This is a genomic window from Rhizobium sp. Root1204 (genome assembly GCF_001424965.1).
In the GTDB taxonomy this organism is placed as follows: domain Bacteria; phylum Pseudomonadota; class Alphaproteobacteria; order Rhizobiales; family Rhizobiaceae; genus Pararhizobium.
This window is the reverse complement of the sequence record NZ_LMCZ01000041.1, coordinates 152,365-169,404: the sequence shown is the minus strand read 5'-3', so window position 1 is coordinate 169,404 and position 17,040 is coordinate 152,365. Positions and strand designations below refer to the sequence as shown.

Genomic DNA, 17,040 nt, shown 5'->3' with positions numbered 1-17,040 from the left:
TGCAATCACCCTTTCACTGCGCCGGCGGCGATGCCACGGACGAAAAGCCGTCCGGAGACGAAATAGACGATCAACGGCACGGCACCGGTCAGGATGGTTGCCGCCATGTTGACGTTGTATTCCTTCACGCCTTGGACGGAATTGACGATATTGTTGAGCTGGACGGTCATCGGATAATATTCCGGCCGGGTGAACACGACGCCGAACAGAAAGTCGTTCCAGATGCCGGTCACCTGCAGGATCATCGCCACCACGAAGATCGGCAGCGACATGGGCAGCATGATCTTGAAATAGATCGTCCAGAAGCCTGCCCCATCGACACGCGCCGCCTTGAACAGTTCCTCCGGCAGCGCCGTGAAGTAGTTGCGGAACAGCAGCGTCAAGATCGGCATGCCAAAGATCGTATGAACGATGATCAGGCCGGTCAGCGACCCGTAGAGGCCCATTTCGCGCAGAACGATGACGATCGGATAGATCATCACCTGATAAGGGATGAACGCACCAACGATCAGGATCGTGAAGAACAGGTCCGCTCCCTTGAAGCGCCAATTGGCCAGCGCATATCCATTGATCGAGGCGATTGCGATCGAGATGACGGTCGAGGGAATAGTGATGCGTACCGAGTTCCAGAAGCCACGCGAAAGACCGTCGCAATTGAGCCCGGTGCAGGCGGTTGCCCATGCCTTGACCCAGGGCTCGAAGGTGATTTCCAGCGGCGGCGAAAAGATATTGCCCAGCCGGATTTCCGGCATGCCTTTCAGTGAGGTGACGACCATCACATAGAGCGGCAGCAGGTAGTAGGCCGCGGCAAACAGCAGCGCGCCATAGATCATGATGTTGCGCGGCGACAGCAGCGGGCGGGGTTTCTTGCCCCGAGGCCCTGCAACCGGTTTGGTCGCGCTGCTTACCTTCGCGGACGGATTGTTGAGAGTTACGACCTCAGCCACGCTTGCGTCCTCCGAATTCGAGATAGGCCCAGGGGACGATGATGATGGCGACGGTGATCAGCATCATGGTCGAGGCGGCAAAGCCCTGGCCGAGGTTTTGCGCCTGGAACATGTAGTCGTAGACATATTTTGCCGGAACTTCCGACGAGATGCCCGGACCGCCGCTGGTCTGCGCCACGACAAGATCGTAGACGCGCACGATACCGCTGGCGATGATGACGAGCGTGGTAATGAACACGGCGCGCATCATAGGAATGATGATGAAGAGATAGGTCTTCCACATCGGGATGCCGTCGACACGTGCGGCCTTCCAGATGTCTTCATCGATGCCGCGCAAGCCAGCGAGCATCAGGCACATGACAAGGCCCGTGCCCTGCCAGAGCGCGGCGATCAGGATGCCGTAAATGACGATGTTGGGATTATAGAGCGGATCGAAAGTGAAAGTGCTCCAGCCGAGCGAACGGACAACGGACTGAATCCCGAATTCTGGATTGAGAATCCACTGCCAGACAAGGCCGGTGACGATGAAGGACAAGGCGAAAGGATAGAGAAAGATCGTGCGAAAAGTGTTTTCAAAGCGGATCTTCTGATCCATCAGCGCTGCCAGCAGAAAACCGATGACAAGACTGAAAATCAGCGAAAACACACCATAAATGGCCAGATTCTGGATAGAAACGAGCCAGCGGGGAGCCGCCCACAGGCGCTCGTACTGATCAAGCCCGACGAAGGAAAGCCGCGGCAGGAGCTTGGAATTGGTGAAAGAGTAAAACACCGTCCAGAGCGTGCCGCCGAGAAAGATGACGACGGCGGTGAGTATCATCGGAATTGAGGCAATCTTTGCATGCAGATTGCGCAGCAACTGGTTTGGCCGGCCGGCGTTCGCTTGGCCCGTCATAGGTCAACCCTCCCCTGGATCGCGTATTTTTGAGGACGTGACGAAACCCGGAACAAAATCGGCCGGGCTTCAGGCCGGCCCATACTAGGAGCCGGCCTTCCACAGAGACTGGTCCCGTTAGTCGGCTGCGGCGATGATATCGACGAAGCGCTTCTGTGCATCTTCCGGCGTCATGGTCGGCGTCGCGAAGAACTCGGAGAAGAGATCTTCCATCTGCTTCTGGCTGTCAGCCGAAAGCAGCTGATCGGTGCTGACGATGACATTGCCCTTGGCAAGAATATCAAGGCCCTTCTTCATGCAGTCGTTTGCGGCGGCGAGATCAACGTCGCCACGGACCGGCAGGGAGCCCTTTTTCAAGTTGAAAGCAACCTGCGTTGCCGGGTTGAGAAGCGTCGATGCCAGCACTTCCTGGGCCTTGGACTTTTCTTCATCCTTCAGGAGCGGGAAATAGAAGGCATCGCCGCCGGTCGAGATGATTTCGTTGACGCCGAGGCCCGGCAGGCAGGTGTAATCGGTACCGGCCTTCTGGCCGGCGAGCTGGAATTCGCCCTGCGCCCAGTCGCCCATGATCTGTCCGCCGGCCTTGCCGGTGATGACCAGATTGGTCGCCTGATTCCAATCCTGGACGTTGGTGCCCTTGGACAGGCGGCGGGCGTCGTCGGCGGCCTTGAACACCTTGACCATTTCCGGACCAGCGGCTGCTTCGGCATCCTTGTCGGAGAAGACTTTCTGGTAGACATCCTTGCCGCCGATAGCGATCATCAGCACCCCGAACGCACCGTTGGCCTGCCAGGGCTGACCGCCAACCGCGAGCGGAACGATACCAGCCTTTTCAAGCGCCGGAGCGGCGGCAACAAATTCATCCCAGTTCTTCGGCACGTCGACGCCAGCCGTCTTGAACGCGGCATTGGAAAGCCACAACCACTGCCAGGAATGAATGTTCACCGGCGCGCAATAGATTTTGCCGTCGATCGTGCAGCTGTCGAGCAAGCTCGCCGGCTTGATGATGCCCTTCCAGTTTTCCTTGGTCGCGACATCCGTCAGGTCGCGCATCAGACCAGCCTGAACCAGCTCTTCGGCCTGACGGCCGTGGTTGAACTGGGTGGCGCCCATCGGATCGCCGCCGGTGATGCGGCTGACCATGATCGGCCGCGCTGTACCGCCAGAACCGGCGATCGCACCGTCGACCCAATGATTGCCGGTGGCATCGAATGCCTTAGCCAGTTCCGCAACGGCCGCAGCTTCACCTCCGGACGTCCACCAATGTGTCACTTCCAGATCGGCCGCGTTAGCGATGCCCAGTGGAAGCACGACTGTTGCCGCCAATGCAGCAGCCAACAAACGCAATTTCATGAGTTTTCCTCCCTCACTGTAACGTTACCGTAAAAACTTAGTTCAATCGATTAGCAGACGCAACCAAAACAACGCATAATTCAAGGTAAAAAACCAAAAACAATCCTTGATTGCATCTCCTCATACAAGAAAGACCTGCATCCCTCGCTTTTCTGCGGTGCATTTTTGAACAAAATCGGCAATAAATAGAGATATATGATCCATTATCCGGGTTTTCTTTCCGAACCCGCGGGGAAACATGTCTCGCAAACGCACGGGAAATATGCCGCGGCGCAGGATTCAACCTTTCGGTGAGCTCACATATAAAAACTAAAAAATCGCTCGACAAGACAACTGTATCGTTACAGATTTTGAACAGAGGGGAGAACCGACGCCTGGGTGCCCCTGTGTCATGAATCGTATATAAGGCTGGCGAGCCTGTGGGGGCGACAGCAGGCAGACTCTGCCCCTTGCGGCATAACTGCCTGACTTTGGAAAGCGATGGGCGGGGAATGGACGAAAAACATAAGAGCCGACCGGCCTCGGTGCCGCCTTCGCCGAATGAACGCCCGACCTTGAAGACGATTGCCTTCATGACCGGACTTGGCATCACGACGGTATCCCGGTCGCTGAAGGACGCGCCTGATATTGGCGCCGAGACCAAGGAGCGCGTCCGGCTGGTCGCGGCCCAGGTCGGATATCATCCCAACCGGGCCGGTGTGCGTCTGCGGACGGGAAAAACCAATGTCATCAGCCTGATCCTCAGCCTGGAAGAGGAATTCATCGGTCTGACGAGCCCGATGGTTGTCGGTATTTCTGAAATCCTCGCCGCCACCCAATATCACCTCGTGATCACGCCCTACAGCGCACGGAGCGATCCGCTCGATCCTGTGCGCTATGTACTGGATACCGGAGCGGCAGACGGCGTGATCATTTCGCGGACGGAACCAAAAGATCCACGTGTCGCGTTGATGATGGAGCGCAACTTTCCCTTTGGCACGCATGGCCGCACGGAAATGGGCCACGTCCATCCCTTCCATGACTTCGACAACGAGCGCTTCGCCTACGATGCCGTGCGCATGCTGGTCGAGCGCGGCAGGCGGCGGGTCATGCTGCTACACCCGCCGCCATCGCTGACCTACCATATGCACATGCGCACCGGCTTCGAGCGCGGCCTTCGGGATTTCGGCGCGACATCTGTTCCGTTCAACACGGTCGACCTGGATAACAGCCTGGCGGACATCCGCGCCGCCTGCGAAGCAGTTATGCGTGCGCCCGGTGCGCCCGACGGCGTGATCTCCGGTAGCGGCGGCGGTGCCGTGGCACTGGTCGCCGGGATCGAAGCGGCAGGACTGAAGCTCGCTCGGGACGTCGACATGGTCTCAAAGCAATCGAACGACTTCCTGCAATGGCTAAGGCCGGAGGTCATCACACTCAGGGAAGATTTCAGGCTTGCCGGACGCGAACTGGCAAAAGCGGTGATCGCCCGTATCGAAGGCCAGCCCTCGGCCGAATTGCAGACGCTGAGTTTCCCCGTCCTGCAGAACTGAGCGATCTCAAGACACGACCCAGAAAGCAGAACGGCCGCTGATCAACAGCGGCCGTTCCAGTTTTATCTCTCCGATCGACGGATCATCAGGCGTTGAGGCCGCTGCCCCATGGACCGTGATGGGAATCGGCACCATCGATGCGGTCGAAACCGTGTGCGCCGAAGAAGTCGCGCTGCGCCTGGATGACATTGGCCGTACCGCGGCCGCGGCGGTAGCTGTCGAAATAGCCGAGCGCCGAAGCAAGGGCTGGAACCGGCAGACCGCCGAGAACCGCTGCAGACACGACACGGCGAAGCGCGCCGTCGGTTTCCTTGACCATCGCGGAGAAAGCCGGCGTAACGATCAGATTGGCAACCGTCGGATCCTTGGTGAAGGCCGTGGTGATCTCGTCGAGGAAGACCGAGCGGATGATGCAGCCTGCGCGCCAGATTTTGGCGATCGTTGGCATCGGCAGGTTCCAGTTGAACTCGCGCGAGGCTTCCGCCATGACCGCGAACCCTTGCGCATAAGCGCCGATCTTGGCAGCCAGAAGCGCGCTTTCGAGATCCTTGAGGAAGGCAGCCTTGTCGGCAACCTTGAATTCGCCGACATTCGGCAGACCAAGCACCTTTTCTGCCGCTTCGCGCTCGCCCTTGACTGACGAGATACTGCGGGCCGCAACAGCAGCTTCAATAGCTGTCGCCGGAATGCCCATGTTCTGCGCCTCGATCACCGACCACTTGCCGGTGCCCTTCTGGCCGGCCTTGTCGAGGATGAGATCGACGATCGGCTTGCCGGTGATCGGGTCAGCGGCCTTCAGAACCGTCTCGGTGATCTCGATCAGGTAGGAATTGAGGCGGCCCTTGTTCCATTCGCCAAAGACTTCCCCGATCTCGGTGGCACTCATCTTCAGCCCGTCGCGCAGGATGCCATAGATTTCGGCGATCATCTGCATGTCGGCATATTCGATGCCGTTATGGATGGTCTTGACGAAATGACCTGCACCATTTTCGCCGAGCCAGGCGACGCACGGATCGTTGTTGTATTTTGCAGCGATCGAGGTCAGCACCTTCTCGACACGCTTCCAGGAGTCTTCCTTGCCGCCGACCATGATGGACGGGCCATGACGCGCGCCCTCTTCGCCGCCGGAAACGCCCATGCCGATGAAGGTCAGGCCGCTGTCCTTGAGATTGTCGAAGCGGCGCATCGTGTCGCGGAAATTGGCGTTGCCGGCATCGATCATGATGTCGTTCTTCTCAAGATAGGGCTTGAGCAATTCCATCTGCTGATCGACCGGTTCGCCGGCCTTGATCATGATGATGATCGGCCGCGGCGGGCGGATGGCAGCAACGAACTCCTCGATGGTCTCGCACGGTACGATCTGGCTTTGCAGGCTGCCCGCTTCGGCATAGAATTTCCGCGTTGCCTCGACCGTGCGGTTGAAGACTGCGATCTTGTTGCCCTTTTCGGCAATGTTGAGCGCCAGATTCGATCCCATAACACCAAGACCGATAAGGCCGATTTCTGCCTGTGCCACGTATGTGCCTCCGTTGGACAGTGAAGGTGCCAAAGCCCGGCGGGGCTTGCACACGGCTTCACCAGATTGAACTTGCAGGGAGATTTTTTTCGGCCATGGAGGCCTGAATACGCCCTGCGGATGCTGAGGGAGTTTTGGCATTCAAATCGATTAACGACAAGTGATTGTTGTCAAAAGTGATACTTTTCCGCTGCACTGGAGTAGGTTTGCCGTGCTGACAGGTCGCATCGGGAAATCACCTTTGCCGGGCCGGCCAGGGAGGACATGCGTGAGGATCGGACAAGAAAACATGGCCATCGCCGCGTCTGTGGGGCGCTACAGCGAACAGGCGCCGCCGGCGGCACTCGCGTCGCATTTCCGGTGCACGTGGCTCCATCACCTGCCCGCCGATTTCGACAATGTCGTCGTGGTCGTGCCGGATGGGTGCAGCGATATTCTCTGGTCCAGCCGCGGGCTTTTCGTCGCCGGTCCAGACAGAACCGCAGCCTTCCCGCCGCTACAAGCGGGCGAAACCGTTGTTGGCTTTCGCTTTCAGCCGGGTGCCGCCGCCAGATGGCTAAACCTGTCGATCGCCGAAATCACCGGCGAAACGGTAGCGCTTTCAGATCTGTGGGGAGCCGATGGCCGGGAGCTTCATGAACGCCTGTCGGAAACGGGGTCCACCGTGGAGGGGTTGGCATTGTTGCAAGATTTCCTCACGCAGCGAGCCGCTCAGGTCACAACACCTTCAGACGATACGCTCCACGCCTTCGAATATCTTTCACGCAAGGGCAGAGAACGCCCGCAGACGGTCGAAGCTCTCGCGCGGGCGCTTGGCTATGGCGAACGGACGTTGCGGCGACGCTGCCTCGATCATTTCGGCTACGGGCCCAAGACACTCGGCCGGATTCTGCGTTTCCAACGGTTTCTTTCGCTTTTGAAAGCAAACCAATGGCAGCCAATGTCCATCCTGGCACTTGAGGCAGGCTACGCGGATCAGGCACATATGTGCCGCGAGGTGCAGGCACTGGCCGGTCTGCCCCCTGCCGAAATCCGGCAGCAGCTTGTGGCGTGATTGTCCGTTTTGTTCAATCTTTTCGCGTTCGGCCATCGCATGGTCGCAAGCGGCAAAAAAGGAGAAGGTGGTGTGGCCGTGATGGAAGCGAAAATCATTCATATCAGTATCGAGAGGAATTGGCGCGACGTCTATGCCTACGCGGCCAACCCGGAAAACATGCCATCATGGGCATCCGGTCTTGCCGCCGGGCTGGAGCCGGACGGCGACGAGTGGGTGGCAAGCGGCGCGCTCGGCAATGCCCGCGTCCGCTTCACACCCCGCAACGATCTCGGCGTGCTCGACCACCTCGTCACGCTGGAAACGGGCATCCAGGTCCATAATGCTCTGCGTGTCGTGCCGAACGGCAGCGGCGCGGAAGTCTTGTTCACGCTGCTCAGGCAGCCCGGCATGAGCAAGGAACAATTCGACGGCGATGCCGATTGGGTTAAAAAGGACCTCAACGCATTGAAAGCACAGCTGGAAACATAAGGAATGACCAACATGGGACAGAAGGGAACCGACCGCCAGATCGATAATATCGAGTTCGCGGTGAGGGATATTGCACGCTCGAAGGCATTTTATGGCGCAGCATTCGGCTGGTCATTTACGGACTACGGCCCGCAATATTGCGAATTCACCGATGGGCGGCTGACCGGCGGCCTGACCACGGGAACACCAAAGCCCGGCGGCCCATTGATCATTCTCTATGCCGATGATCTCGCCGAAACCCAGACCAGGCTCGAAGCACAAGGCGCTCGCATCGTCGTCGAGACATTTTCCTTCCCGGGCGGAAGACGCTTCCATTTCCAGGATCCGGACGGTTACGAACTGGCTGTCTGGTCGGACAAGTAACAGTGAAAGACCGGTGAGCGAGGGCAACCACCCTCGCCTTTCGCCATCAGGCCGCGATCGAACGGCGGCGGTCGGCGATTTCCTGCAGCACCAGAATGGCACCGATGACCTTGCCCGTGCCCGACATGCAGGGCGTCATCCGGCAGCGCACCACGACGGTGCGGTTCCCGACATCCTTCGCGAAGGTGTAATCGACCAGCTCACCGGAAAAACACTTGTCGAGATTGGGCTTCACCCGCTGCTCGAAGCGCTGGATGCCGACGAACTCGACGATATGGCGGCCGACGAGGTCCATCGGCCGTTCTTCCAGCCGGGCCGCATTGACGGGGTTGGTATAGAGATAGCGGTAATCCGGCGTGATCACCGCGACACGGTCCGGCAAACAGTCGAGGATCGCTTCATTGAGAAACCCTTCGTCTGCCCGGCCCTTGAGGGCTGCAGCCGTCGGAGGTGGTGACATCCACGGCTTTTCAGCGGCTTCGCTGCCGCCAGCGGAAAAATAACGGTCGGCCAGCGTCTGCAGGACATCGCGTTGGCGCAGCACGCTGGACACATCGTCGGCTTCCTTGCGCAGGAGATCAAGGACGAACTGGAACTGCAGGCGCGCATCAGCGACGGTCTCGGCCTTCTCCTCGTAAATTGTGGTAAGAACCGGCTCGATCTCGCGATCAAGAATGCTGATCAGCAGATCATCACCGGATTTCACCGCATATTGCAGCTGAGAATATTTGAACCAGAAGAGCTCGATCAGTGCCTTCAATTTCCACCCCACTCCCCACTCAATTTTCCGTTTAAGCGTGAAAAGCTCAGGAAAATTGAACGCAATCAAAAAATAAATCGATTGAAGGCGCTATTTTACAAACCCGAAGCGCTTGCAATCGTCCTATAGTAATACCTGAAGTTTACACCCAAAATGATGGTGTTCAACACCTGAAAAATCACCTGAAACGTTTCCGGTGAACTTATTTTAGGCAACCGATATAAAACGCACTGGGCCGCGCAGCGGCTTCTCCCGACACCGGCGGTACTTGCAAGCCATTACTGATCACACGATGCAATCTGCATGCGCCGACAACAGACAGAGACTCAACTGTTCGTATGTACTTGTCACGAAGTTGCGCCGACCGCCAGCTCTACATAGCGGAAAGCGACGCTACATACTCAGTCTTTCAAATGTTTCTTGATGTGCCAGCGATCATGGTACCAGAGCCACTGCCCGGGATACTCGCGCACCCAGCTCTCGACCTTGTCGTTCAGCAACTGTGCTGTCGCATTGACATCGACACCGCCGTCCGGCTTGCGCGGGATTTCAATCGCCGGCTCCAGCTCAAGGCGGAAACGTCCATCAGGCAACCGGATGGAGCGGGCCGGATAGACCTCGCAATTAAACTGCCGCACCAGCTTGGCCAGCAGCGGATTGGTGCGCACATCACGGCCGAAGAATTTTGTCATCAGCCCCTTGCGGAACTTCTGATCAACCAGAACACCGACAGCGCCGCCCGCCTCAAGCTTGCGTGCCAGCGTGAAGGAAGATCCGGCATGCGAGGGAACCAGATTGCCCATGCGCTGCTTGCGGAAATCGAAGACCTTGTCGGCAACATAAGGATTGTTCGGCGGCCGGAACAGCACAGTGACATCCAGCCCGAAGGCAGCACTTGCCACCGGCAAAAGCTCGAAATTACCGGTATGGGCGGTAAAGACGATGAACGGGCGCGGGTTGTCGCGCAGTTCCAGGAACAGCGGGATACCGGACACTTCAATACGGCCAGGCTTCGGGTTTGCCGGATCGAAATCGAAAAGCTCGTCCAAAAATACATATTCTGCGGCAAGCCGGCCAATACTGCCCCAGCTCTCCAGTGCAATAGCCTCGATCTCCGCCTCGCTCTTCTCAGGAAAAGCATTGCGAAGATTGGTCATCGTCAGTTTGTGACGATGCTTCAGTTTCGGCCCAAGCCAGCTTGTGAAGCGGGCAGAGAACTCGATGGCCCCTCTGGCCGGAAACAGCTTGAGCGTTCCCAGCAACAGAAAGACGAACTGGGCGATCGACCACTGGCGAAAACGCTGCGCGGCAAGAACCAGTCGTGTGATCAGCATGCGCACGGTGTTCAGTCCATCCGCAGGATGATTTTACCGAAGACCTGACGTGTTTCCATGCGCTCGAGCGCCTTGTCGATCTCGGTAAAACCGACCTCGGTGTCGATGACGGGGTGAACGAGCCCGCGCGCCATCTTCTGCATGGCGTCGGCCATGTTCTCCATGCGGCAGCCGAAGGAGCCGAGCAGCTTCAACTGCTGCTGGAAAAGCATCATCAGGTTCATTTCGGTGGAAACCCCGGAGGTCGAACCGCAGGTGACAAGACGGCCGCCCCGCTTCAGGACGAACATCGACGCAGCCCACGTGTCCTTGCCGACATGTTCAAAGACGACATCGACGCCCTTCTTCTTGGTCAGCTTGCGGGTCACACCCTCGAAACGGTCCTTACGATAATTGATGACGTGATCGGCGCCGAGCGCCTTGGCCTTCTCGATCTTGTCGTCTGAGCCCACCGTGGTGATGACGGTGCAGCCGATCTTTTTGGCCAGCTGGATGGCTGCCGAGCCGATGCCGGAACCGCCGGCGTGAATGAGGATCGTTTCGCCCGGCTCAAGCTTGGCATTGTCGAACAGCATGTGCTCGACGGTGCCGAAGGTCACCGGCGCGACTGCCGCAGCCACCGCATCGACGCCCGGAGGGGCCGGAACGAGCAGGCGCGCTGGCAGGTTGACCTTTTCCTGGGCAAAGCCATCGAGATGGAAACCATGGACGCCGCCGACATGTTCGCAGAGATTGTCGCGGCCTTCGCGGCACGGACGGCAGAGGCCACAGGTGCGCGCGCCGTAGATCGAAACGAGCTGTCCCGGCAGGACGTTCGACACGCCCGGGCCGATCTGATCGACCACGCCGGACGCTTCAGCGCCGATCACCAGCGGCATCTTGCGCTTGGCAAAAGCCATGCCGCGCCAGCCCCAGACGTCGATATGGTTGAGCGCAACGGCTTTGACGCGGAGCGTGACCTCGCCCGGACCCGGGGCTTCCGGTTCGGGAAGATCGGTGATTTCCAGCTTGCGGTCGTCGACCAGTTGCAAAGCGCGCATGATATAAGTCCTTGAGCCCGAGGCATCCTAGCCTCGAAAAAACATGATGTCCGATTAGGCCGGTTCAGCAGCCATGACAAGGCTGGCGTTCTGGCCGCCGAAGCCGAAGGAGTTCGACAGGACAGCACTAACCTGCGCATCCCGCTTCACGTTCGGTACGACATCGAGAATGATCGACGGATCGGGGTTCTGATGGTTGATCGTCGGTGGAACCGTGCCGGTGAGGATCGTCTGCAGCGAGAACACGGCCTCGACAGCGCCTGCGGCGGTCAAGGTGTGGCCGATCATCGACTTGTTCGACGACACCGGAATGGACGGCAGTGCTTCGCCGAACACCGACAGCATCGCGCCATACTCCATCTTGTCGTTTTCAGGCGTCGATGTGCCATGGGCGTTGATATAGCCGATGTCGCCCTCGTTGAGGCCCGCATCGGCAAGCGCTGCGCGGATCGTCGCAATTGCGGGGCCGCCATCCGGCGAAGACCGTGTGCGGTGGAACGAGTCGGCCTTTTCGCCACAGCCCTTCAGGATGCCGTAGATTTTTGCGCCGCGCGCGACTGCTGCTTCCAGCGATTCCAGCACCAGCGTTGCCGCACCCTCGGCAATGACGAAACCGTCACGATCCTTGGAGAAGGGTTTCGAGGCCCGTTCCGGCGGGTCGTTCTGGGTCGAAAGAGCCGACAGAAGCGCAAAGCGGATCAGCGCCTCGGCGCTGACGGAACCATCGGTAGCGACGGTCAAGGCCCGGTCGGTGCGGCCCTGGCGGATCGCCTCAACTCCAAGCTGGATGGCTGTTGCACCCGATGCGCAGGCGGTCGACAACGTTACCGGCAGTCCGCGTGTTCCGAAACGATCGGACAGGCGCTCGGAAATGGCGCCGAACAATGCCGCCTCGTGAAACACCGGATCCGCGCGGTCACGCATGGCGGCAAGGAAGCGATCATAGGCATCGCCCGGCTTCTGCGACGGCCGCGAACGGTCGGCCAGTTCGAAGCGGGCGCTCCATTCCGGCTCGATGGGCGGCGCAGCCAGGAACAGCGGCCCATTGAAATCGCTGGAAATACCGGCCTGAGCCAAAGCTTCCGCTGTCGTTTCGCGGGCAAAGGCATAGGACCGCTCGACGGCGTTTTCCGCAGGCAAATCAATAAAATCGACGGTTCCGCTGATTCTGGTCGAGAGCCCCTCGGTCGGGAACCGGGTAATCTTGTGAATACCGGAAACGCCTGAGGTCAGCGCCTTCCAGTTGTCCTCGACGCCCTGGCCAAGCGAGGTGATGACCCCCATGCCGGTAACGGCGATCAGCGGGCGGCCGAGATGATCCTTGTAAGCGCTGGTCATATCTGCCGCTCCTTATTCTTCTGCCGAAAGCACGGCGATACCTTCGCCGCGCGCATGGCCGATCGTCGTGACGATGGCCGTCGTTGCTGGCTTTTCCATAAGGGCTTCACCATCCGGGGCGAATGGCGGCACCTTGGCGCCAGCTCCAAGCGAGAGAGCCGCGAAAGCCAGGCCGAGCGGAAACTGTGATTCCAGCGCATGACCGACAAGCCCGCCATAGGCACGCACGGCAGCCTTGGGGAACTGCGCATCGAGAAACGCCTTCTCACGCGCGGCAAGATCCGGAAAACCGGTCGTGCCGGAAAAGACCACGGTGCGCGACGGATCGGCGTCTGCAGAGGGAGCCATCAAATATTGCAGGCGCTGCTCGAGGCGATCCCCGTCGCGGCTACCACGATCTCCACCGACAGAATCGATCGTTGCATAGATGCGGGCGCCGCGTGCCTCAGCATGTTCGCGGGATTCGAGCATCAGGAACGCACCGACCGAACCGGTGATCATGCCGCCGCCGTTTTCCGGCTTGCGCGACCAGATCGGCTGATAACCGCCGAGCGCATGGCCCTGGATCGCTTCGATCAACAGGATCATGTCGAGCCGTTCGGCCGAGAACGCGCCGCCGACCAGTGTATGGGTCGACTGTCCGGCCTTGATGCGGGCAAAGGCGGTTTCGATCGCCGAAATGCCAGCACCCTCTTCACCCATAAAGGTGCGCGAAGAGCCCGTGACCTTATGGACGATGGAGATGTTGCCGGCCATCAGATTGGAAAGCTGGGCCAAAAACAGTGTCGGGCGCAGTTCCGTCGTCAGCTTCTCGTTGAGCAACTGTTCGCGGTCATTGCGCTTCAGGGCCTCATCGACGATCAGCGAATCGACATTGATGTCGCGCTCCCCGCCCCCGGCTGCCACGATCATGTCCATGCTGCCGCAAGCGTCCAGGTCATCCTTGAAACCGGCATCGTCCAGCGCCAGACCGGCACTGAAGACGCCAAGGCGCTGCCAGTTTTCCATCTGCCGCTGGTCGCCACGCTTGGAAATCTGCTGAGACCAGTCGATTTCCGGAAGCGGATGCACCGGATACGGCGCGAAGCGTTCCGTCTCGACACGGACGGCCGGAGTTTCCGCAGCAGTCAGAAGCGCGGTATGCACTTCAGTGCCCACACCCTGGCTGGTGACGATGCCGACACCGGTGATCACAACATCATTGGCGGATTTGCTCATCGTCATTCCCCCGTCGCGGCTGAAGCCGCTATTGCAGCCATCAAGCCCACCTCTTCGGCACGCTTCTTGACGATCGGGCCGAGCGGCACCTGATCGAACGGCATGGTCCGCAGTTTCAGCTGTGCATCGCAGACCTTCTTGCCCTGCGAGGTGATTTTTGCCTTCACGACGGCAAAGCCGGACCCGTCATGTTCGAGGAAGGCTTCGATATCGAGTACGGCTTCCGGCTCGACAAAGGTGCGCATCTTGGCGCTATCGACCGACATCAGGAACGGCATGGCGGCGAAATCCGTGGCGGCGAGCACCAGAAAACCGCAGGCCTGCGCCATCGTCTCGATCAAAAGAACACCGGGGACCAGCGGGTAACCCGGAAAATGACCCTCGAAAACAGGGCTCTTTGCCGGAACCACAGAACGCGCCGTCAGCGTCTTGGCGTTAAGATCAACCGTCTCGACCCGATCGATCATCTGAAAATATTCAAGGAGCATCAGGAGCAAATCCAGCTTGGCCCAGAGCACGGCGCTTTGGGAAACAGCGCCCGAACACTCCGGATTTCAAATCCGCATGACCCCGCCCGAACAGGTCCGGTATCGCGATCATGCGACCGTCAAGTAAAAACGCAAATGCCGCCTGTCAAGCGCGGTCCACGCGACAGGCGGCATTGCTATCACTCATGCACGTGTTCGCGCGTGTCAAACGCGCGATATCGTCATCAGCCCTTGGCGGCCTTCAGTTCGTCGATCTTGGCGCAGAGGTTCTTCAGGACGAAATATTCTTCCGTCGAAACCTTGCCTTCGTTGACTTCCTGCGTCCACTGCTCAAGCGGGATCTTGATGCCGAATTCCTTGTCGATCGCAAAGACGATGTCGAGGAAGTCCAGGCTGTCAATGCCGAGATCGTCAATGGTGTGGCTTTCCGGCGTAATCGTCTCCCGGTCGATTTCGCTCGTTTCCGCAATGATGTCGGCAACCTTGTCGAATGTAGCTGTCACGCGCATACCTCTTTAGAATACATGTTTTGGCGAACCTATAGGTAAATACGGCTGAAAAGCCAATGGCCTTGGGCGCAAGAGTTGCATTTATGGCGGCGGTGTTGCCCAAACATCAAGCCAAGCCCGCAATACCGGCCTCAAAGGCCCGTTGCAGCCGGGAGATCAGCAGCCAAAGCATCGATCGCCAGCCTGACGCGCAACGGCAGATGCGGGGTCTGCGGCCAGACCGCATGGCAATCGAATGACAGGCGGCGCTCATTGGCAAAAAGCCGGACAAGACTGCCGTCGCGGAGCCTGTCCTGAACGAGCCAGCAGGGCAGCCAGACGAGCCCGAGCCCGGAAACCCCGGCATCGGCAATCATCTCCAAATCATCGAAACGCATGCGCGAAGGCGGCAGGACTTCAGCGTCCGGGCCGCCGTCGACCGGAAAGAGCCAGGAGCGGATGTAGCCGGAGCGGGCATAGAGGATCGCATGGTGATCCCGCAACTCCTCCCGGGTTCCTGGCGCGCCGTGGATACGCAGATAATCCGGCGAGGCGCAGACGGTCATACGCTGGTACGCCAGCCGCCGCGCCATCAGCCCCGGCCATTCGCCGAGCGGACCGTTGCGGATGGCAAGATCAAATCCGTCTTCCAGGATATCGACCCGGCTATCAGTGAAATTCAGATCGAGCTCCAGCTTCGGATGCTCGCTGGCAAGTTTCAGCAGGATGGGCGCAACGCAGCGGCGGCCGAACAGCACGGGCATGGAAACCCGCAATCGTCCCGCCACTTCCTTGCGTCCTGATTCGAGCATGGCCTCGCCTTCCCGCAACTCCTCGAGCGCCCGCAGGCAGCGTTCGTAAAACGCCTGGCCATCCTCCGTTACCGTCTGGCTGCGCGTGGTGCGATGGAACAGCCGGGCGCCGAGCCGCTCTTCCAGCCGGGCAATCGTCTTGCCGACCGCTGAGCGCGACAGGTTGAGCCTCTGGGCGGCGGCGGAAAAACTCGCCGCCTCCACCGCCTCGACGAAGACGGAAACGCCAGTCAAACGATCACTCATATCTTTTGTAGCCCTCAAGGAACCAATACGTGGAAATCATATCGCCACTGGAGAACGAAACGCAATGCTAGCGTCATCTCATCGCTTGAACCAACCAAGAAAGCAGGAGACGAAACATGACGGCAACGATGAGGCGCTGGTCGATGCAGGCAATCGGCCGCGACAATCTGAAATTTGAGACGGTGGCAGTCCCCGAGCCGGAACCCGGCGAAATCCGCGTCAAGGTTTCAGCGGCGTCACTCAATTATCGCGACAAGCTGGTAATCGAAACAGGCATGGGGCTAACCCTTCCGACGCCATTCGTGCCTGCCTCCGACATGGCAGGCGTTGTCGATGCGGTCGGATCGGGTGTCACGCGCTTCAAGCCCGGCGACCGGGTGATGTCTACCTTCAAGCCGGACTGGATCGACGCCGGGGATAACGGCAATGCCCGCGTGCCGGCCTATAAGACGCTGGGTGGCGCCTATCAGGGCGTGCTGGCCGATTATGTGGTGTTTCCGGATGACTGGTTTGCCGCGTCGCCGCACAGTCTTGACGATGCAGAGGCAAGTACCCTGCCGGTTGCCGGGTTGACCGCCTGGTTCGCATTGGCCGAACTCGGCAAGCTCAGGGCCGGATCGACCGTGCTTGTCCAGGGTACGGGCGGCGTCGCCCTGTTCGGGGTTCAGATTGCCAAAGCACATGGCGCCAATGTCATCATCACCTCGCGTAGCGACGAAAAACTTGAGCGGGCAAAAGCGCTCGGTGCTGATCATGGCGTCAACAGCAGCAAGGAGGACTGGGTTGAGGCCGTCTACAGGCTCACCGGCGATGAAGGCGCCCACCATATTCTGGAAATCGCTGGCGGCCCCAACCTCGGGCAATCGATCCGTGCCGTTGCCGTGCATGGGAGAATTTCGGTCATCGGCGTTTTCGAGGGTTTCGACGTTGCCGGACCGGCAGGGCCACTGCTGCTGAAATCGCCCATCATCCAAGGGATCAGCGTCGGCCACCGGCGGTCTCTTGAAGATTTCGCCCGCGCCATCGATCAGACCGGGATCAAGCCGGTCATCGATGCCCGCTATCCGCTGGAAGACTTGCACCTTGCCCTCGACCACCTTGACCGCGGCGCCTTCGGCAAGATCGTTATCGACCTGAATTGAGGCTGAAAACAGCTCTGGGGCTGGCATCCCTGCCAGTCCCGGAACG

General features: G+C 59.3%; 17 protein-coding genes. 5 read left to right on the top strand and 12 right to left on the bottom strand.

Features of this window, described 5'->3' with window-relative positions; all coding sequences use genetic code 11:
• Nucleotides 1–5: 5 nt before the first annotated feature.
• The 3 genes from ASC96_RS27445 to ASC96_RS27435 form a co-directional block, all read right to left on the bottom strand.
• The gene (locus ASC96_RS27445) at nt 6–833 is read right to left on the bottom strand and encodes a carbohydrate ABC transporter permease (protein ID WP_244482353.1); all 828 of its coding nucleotides are present in this window, start codon (nt 831–833) and stop codon (nt 6–8) included.
• 106 nt (nt 834–939) lie between these two features.
• Nucleotides 940–1,842: a sugar ABC transporter permease gene (locus ASC96_RS27440; protein WP_060506240.1), complete on the bottom strand. Its 903-nt coding sequence runs from the start codon at nt 1,840–1,842 to the stop codon at nt 940–942.
• A gap of 117 nt (nt 1,843–1,959) precedes the next feature.
• The gene (locus ASC96_RS27435) at nt 1,960–3,195 is read right to left on the bottom strand and encodes an ABC transporter substrate-binding protein (RefSeq protein ID WP_060506239.1); all 1,236 of its coding nucleotides are present in this window, start codon (nt 3,193–3,195) and stop codon (nt 1,960–1,962) included.
• Nucleotides 3,196–3,686: 491 nt separating this feature from the next.
• On the opposite strand from ASC96_RS27435, the gene ASC96_RS27430 reads away from it, so the two are divergent.
• Nucleotides 3,687–4,724, top strand: coding sequence for a LacI family transcriptional regulator (locus tag ASC96_RS27430; RefSeq protein WP_060506238.1), 1,038 nt, complete (start codon nt 3,687–3,689; stop codon nt 4,722–4,724).
• Nucleotides 4,725–4,809: 85 nt separating this feature from the next.
• Here ASC96_RS27430 and gndA read toward each other — a convergent pair whose 3' ends face one another.
• On the bottom strand, nt 4,810–6,240 hold the full coding sequence (gene gndA / locus ASC96_RS27425) for an NADP-dependent phosphogluconate dehydrogenase (RefSeq protein WP_060506237.1): 1,431 nt from the start codon (nt 6,238–6,240) through the stop codon (nt 4,810–4,812).
• A 268-nt stretch (nt 6,241–6,508) separates the two neighbouring features.
• Between gndA and ASC96_RS27420 the strand changes: the two genes are divergently transcribed.
• The 3 genes from ASC96_RS27420 (at nt 6,509) to ASC96_RS27410 (ending at nt 8,128) form a co-directional block, all read left to right on the top strand.
• Nucleotides 6,509–7,294 carry a helix-turn-helix domain-containing protein gene (locus ASC96_RS27420; protein ID WP_156393901.1) on the top strand — a complete coding sequence of 262 codons (786 nt, stop codon included), beginning with the start codon at nt 6,509–6,511 and terminating at the stop codon, nt 7,292–7,294.
• 72 nt (nt 7,295–7,366) lie between these two features.
• On the top strand, nt 7,367–7,765 hold the full coding sequence (locus ASC96_RS27415; RefSeq protein WP_060506321.1) for a polyketide cyclase: 399 nt from the start codon (nt 7,367–7,369) through the stop codon (nt 7,763–7,765).
• Nucleotides 7,766–7,777: 12 nt separating this feature from the next.
• Nucleotides 7,778–8,128, top strand: coding sequence for a VOC family protein (locus ASC96_RS27410; protein WP_060506320.1), 351 nt, complete (start codon nt 7,778–7,780; stop codon nt 8,126–8,128).
• Nucleotides 8,129–8,174: 46 nt separating this feature from the next.
• Here ASC96_RS27410 and ASC96_RS27405 read toward each other — a convergent pair whose 3' ends face one another.
• From ASC96_RS27405 to ASC96_RS27370, 8 genes are all read right to left on the bottom strand, one after another.
• The gene (locus tag ASC96_RS27405) at nt 8,175–8,888 is read right to left on the bottom strand and encodes a PAS domain-containing protein (RefSeq protein WP_060506235.1); all 714 of its coding nucleotides are present in this window, start codon (nt 8,886–8,888) and stop codon (nt 8,175–8,177) included.
• A gap of 401 nt (nt 8,889–9,289) precedes the next feature.
• Nucleotides 9,290–10,222 (bottom strand): lipid A biosynthesis lauroyl acyltransferase, encoded by a 933-nt coding sequence (locus ASC96_RS27400; protein ID WP_060506234.1) that lies wholly within the window; start codon nt 10,220–10,222, stop codon nt 9,290–9,292.
• An 11-nt stretch (nt 10,223–10,233) separates the two neighbouring features.
• Nucleotides 10,234–11,262, bottom strand: a complete 1,029-nt coding sequence (locus ASC96_RS27395) for a zinc-binding dehydrogenase (RefSeq protein ID WP_060506233.1) — start codon at nt 11,260–11,262, stop codon at nt 10,234–10,236.
• A gap of 54 nt (nt 11,263–11,316) precedes the next feature.
• Nucleotides 11,317–12,600 (bottom strand): beta-ketoacyl-ACP synthase, encoded by a 1,284-nt coding sequence (locus ASC96_RS27390; protein ID WP_060506232.1) that lies wholly within the window; start codon nt 12,598–12,600, stop codon nt 11,317–11,319.
• Between the two features lie 12 nt (nt 12,601–12,612).
• Entirely contained in the window at nt 12,613–13,818 is a 1,206-nt protein-coding gene (locus ASC96_RS27385) for a beta-ketoacyl-ACP synthase (RefSeq protein ID WP_060506231.1), read from the bottom strand.
• A gap of 2 nt (nt 13,819–13,820) precedes the next feature.
• Complete coding sequence (locus tag ASC96_RS27380; protein WP_060506319.1) at nt 13,821–14,306, bottom strand: 3-hydroxyacyl-ACP dehydratase FabZ family protein; 486 nt, start codon at nt 14,304–14,306, stop codon at nt 13,821–13,823.
• 224 nt (nt 14,307–14,530) lie between these two features.
• A complete protein-coding gene (locus ASC96_RS27375) occupies nt 14,531–14,815 on the bottom strand; it encodes an acyl carrier protein (RefSeq protein WP_112834592.1) in 285 nt (94 codons plus the stop codon).
• Between the two features lie 131 nt (nt 14,816–14,946).
• Nucleotides 14,947–15,852: a LysR family transcriptional regulator gene (locus ASC96_RS27370; RefSeq protein WP_060506230.1), complete on the bottom strand. Its 906-nt coding sequence runs from the start codon at nt 15,850–15,852 to the stop codon at nt 14,947–14,949.
• A 116-nt stretch (nt 15,853–15,968) separates the two neighbouring features.
• Here ASC96_RS27370 and ASC96_RS27365 point away from each other — a divergent pair, with 116 nt between their 5' ends.
• Nucleotides 15,969–16,994: an NAD(P)-dependent alcohol dehydrogenase gene (locus ASC96_RS27365; RefSeq protein ID WP_060506229.1), complete on the top strand. Its 1,026-nt coding sequence runs from the start codon at nt 15,969–15,971 to the stop codon at nt 16,992–16,994.
• Nucleotides 16,995–17,040 lie beyond the last annotated feature (46 nt).